Genomic DNA, 744 nt, shown 5'->3' with positions numbered 1-744 from the left:
GGACACCAATATTTGTATATACAAAGGTACGAAAAAGTTATGAAATAACCAAATAAAACGCCCTTAAAATAAGAATTTTACGAAAGATTTGTGCAACTAAAAGCAGGCTTTCAAACGCTGTTTAGTCAGTGTTCAAACGCCTGTTTTTATATGGTTTGCTTTGTGCAGAAAAAATGCAGTTTTTGTACTATCTAATTTGTAAAATTGCACAATCTAATTTTCCGATTATAGAGGTGCATGACAGGTTGCAGCTCGGCAATGATTTCGGAAGTGAACTTGGGCATGAGTACCCATTTCTCTATGTCATCAATGGCGAATACGTTTGGATGCTCCTTGGCGTAGGCTGTGAGGACGGTGTCGACAGTATCGAGGCGCATGAGTTCCTCTTCGCTGAGCCCTGGGCGTGAGCACCACTTTTTCCAGATTTCATAGTCTAGTTTTGTTAACATGGTGTTACTCCTTTCCTTTTTCATTGTTACGAACGATATTCTTGCCGTTGATGACCGCGCGGCGGATGTCGCCGAGGTCATCGATGAAGAGCTGGAGGGACACGACGTAGTCGAGCATTTGCTTGGCTTCCTTGTCATCGTTGTCGAGACCTGCTTGCTCGAGGATGAACCACCGCTTGATGTCGTTGAGCAGTTCGATGCGTACGTTGAGTATGTCAATGCGTAAGAAATCGGTCATTGATTCACATATCGTATTGTTGTATTTTGAAGTTTCCATGTTTTTGTCGTTTTTTCG

Annotated in this window: 2 protein-coding genes; both read right to left on the bottom strand. The window is 42.6% G+C overall.

From position 1 onward, the window contains the following. Nucleotides 1-191: 191 nt before the first annotated feature. On the bottom strand, nucleotides 192-449 hold the full coding sequence (locus HMPREF1640_RS13210; protein WP_156098713.1) for a hypothetical protein: 258 nt from the start codon (nucleotides 447-449) through the stop codon (nucleotides 192-194). Between the two features lie 4 nt (nucleotides 450-453). Next, nucleotides 454-744: hypothetical protein (locus tag HMPREF1640_RS04430; protein WP_036892782.1), on the bottom strand; the 291-nt coding region annotated here is incomplete at its 5' end.

Origin of the sequence: Prevotella sp. S7-1-8, from assembly GCF_000758925.1 — a bacterium.
Taxonomy (GTDB): domain Bacteria; phylum Bacteroidota; class Bacteroidia; order Bacteroidales; family Bacteroidaceae; genus Prevotella.
The sequence above is the reverse complement of the archived record's forward strand: the minus strand, read 5'-3'. Positions and strand labels throughout refer to the sequence as shown.

What these genes read in the sequence shown, in the direction of transcription:
- HMPREF1640_RS13210 (WP_156098713.1), bottom strand. Translation starts at nt 449, where the DNA reads ATGTTAACAAAACTAGACTATGAAATCTGGAAAAAGTGGTGCTCACGC.